Origin of the sequence: Winogradskyella pacifica (genome assembly GCF_003386275.1) — a bacterium.
Taxonomy (GTDB): Bacteria; Bacteroidota; Bacteroidia; order Flavobacteriales; family Flavobacteriaceae; genus Winogradskyella; species Winogradskyella pacifica.
Genome location: NZ_QREI01000036.1, coordinates 1 through 1,586, shown reverse-complemented (window position 1 = coordinate 1,586; position 1,586 = coordinate 1). Strand labels below are relative to the sequence as shown.

Genomic DNA, 1,586 nt, shown 5'->3' with positions numbered 1-1,586 from the left:
TGACGAAGTCTAAAGCTTCTGCGTGTATATTAACCTTATTCCTCTCTTTTGTTCTTTCTAATTTATCCTTAAATTTAATGAATTGTAAACTTAAGACGTGTATAATTAATTGCTTTGGCAAGTGCTTATTTGGAAAATTCCTTCGGAATTTTCTCGGGTTCGTATTTGTTTACTAAATTAGTTGCTTAACCACGCAACTAACCATACACAACAACGTTAGGCAATATTTGAAAAAAATGCATCTGAAATTAATATTCGCACACATATTGATATTTATTATTTCCATTTTCGGATTCACATATCTGTATGAATATGTTGGAAATGGAACACTTGAAATAATTTATGCGGTTTTTCACCTGACAATAGTTCTTATACTTTATTTAGTTAGCGGATTTTTAGCAACTGACAAAACTCAACTTTTTGATTTAAAAAAATATTACATCATTGCATTAATTGGATTTATAATTTGGCTATCTGCAGTTTTGAATTCCCCAACTGATTTGAATTGGAAAAATGGAAACGACGGAATTTTATGGCTGATTTACAAAATGTACATAAGTGGAATAGAAACGCCATTTAATTTTAGTGATGGTTTCTCTATTTCGACAAAAAATATAAAACTTGAAATTGGAATGTTATTAATTTTAACAATAATCCCATCTTTATTACAAGCTTATGGCGGATTTTTAAAAATAAAGAGGAATAAAAAAACATTGCCTAACACCGTATAAAAAAAATTGCTAGTTTTAGCTAAACCAAAGTTAGTTACTCGTTTGCTTGCATCTGATTTTCCTTCGGAAAATCCTCGCACACAAACACGCAACTTTCCTTATACATAAACGTTGGCAACAAGCTGTGAAATTCGTGAAAGCAAAAAAATTAGAGGTTTAAATTGATAATTTTGTATCTTTGATAAAAAGCTAATAAAATGGATTTACAAACAAGAAAGCTGGAACTTATTCAAGAGTTTTTAAAGATTCAAAGTGAAGATGTTATTTCACGACTTGAAAAAATCCTTAGAAAAGAAAACAAGAATTTTGATATTGATGATTTTAAACCAATGACAATTGAGGAATTTAATTCTCGAATTGACAAATCTATGGAAGATTCAATAAATGGTCGACTAATAGAATCTAGCGAATTAAAAGCCAAGATTGATAAATGGAATTAAAATTATTTTGGACTGATTTTTCTCAAAAAGAACTAGAAAAAATTTATCAATATCATCGAGAAAAAGCAGGAATTCGAATAGCGAAAAAACTCGTTAACGGTATTTATAACGAAACTTTAAAGTTACAAAGGCAACCAGAAATTGGACAAGCCGAAGAACTTCTTAAAAACAGAAATCAAGGATTTAGATATCTGGTCTATAAAAACTATAAAGTCATTTATTGGATTAACAAGGAAGAGAATAGAATTGAAATAAATGATGTTTTTGATACTCGCCAAAACCCAATAAAAATAGAACGAAAAAAATAAAAGCCAGTTGCCAACAAAGTACTGTGGCAAAAAACAAGTAAAAACTCATTAATTTTTCACTAAAGTACTTTTATAATTTCCATCATATATTAATCCCGATTTAGCTA

3 protein-coding genes are annotated in these 1,586 nt (G+C 28.8%); all 3 read left to right on the top strand.

From position 1 onward, the window contains the following. Window positions 1-236: 236 nt before the first annotated feature. The 3 genes from DFQ09_RS18785 to DFQ09_RS18655 all read left to right on the top strand — a co-directional run bounded on the left by DFQ09_RS18785 (window position 237) and on the right by DFQ09_RS18655 (window position 1,479). Window positions 237-731 (top strand): hypothetical protein, encoded by a 495-nt coding sequence (locus DFQ09_RS18785; protein WP_147298385.1) that lies wholly within the window; start codon window positions 237-239, stop codon window positions 729-731. Window positions 732-928: 197 nt separating this feature from the next. Continuing rightward, complete coding sequence (locus DFQ09_RS18660; RefSeq protein WP_115813142.1) at window positions 929-1,171, top strand: hypothetical protein; 243 nt, start codon at window positions 929-931, stop codon at window positions 1,169-1,171. Next, window positions 1,162-1,479, top strand: coding sequence for a type II toxin-antitoxin system RelE/ParE family toxin (locus DFQ09_RS18655; RefSeq protein ID WP_115813140.1), 318 nt, complete (start codon window positions 1,162-1,164; stop codon window positions 1,477-1,479). The genes DFQ09_RS18660 and DFQ09_RS18655 overlap by 10 nt, the downstream gene beginning before the upstream one ends. Window positions 1,480-1,586 lie beyond the last annotated feature (107 nt).

Excerpts from the sequence above, each read along its gene's own strand:
- DFQ09_RS18785 (WP_147298385.1), top strand. The coding sequence starts at position 237 with ATGCATCTGAAATTAATATTCGCACACATATTGATATTTATTATTTCC.
- DFQ09_RS18660 (WP_115813142.1), top strand. The coding sequence starts at position 929 with ATGGATTTACAAACAAGAAAGCTGGAACTTATTCAAGAGTTTTTAAAG.
- DFQ09_RS18655 (WP_115813140.1), top strand. The coding sequence starts at position 1,162 with ATGGAATTAAAATTATTTTGGACTGATTTTTCTCAAAAAGAACTAGAA.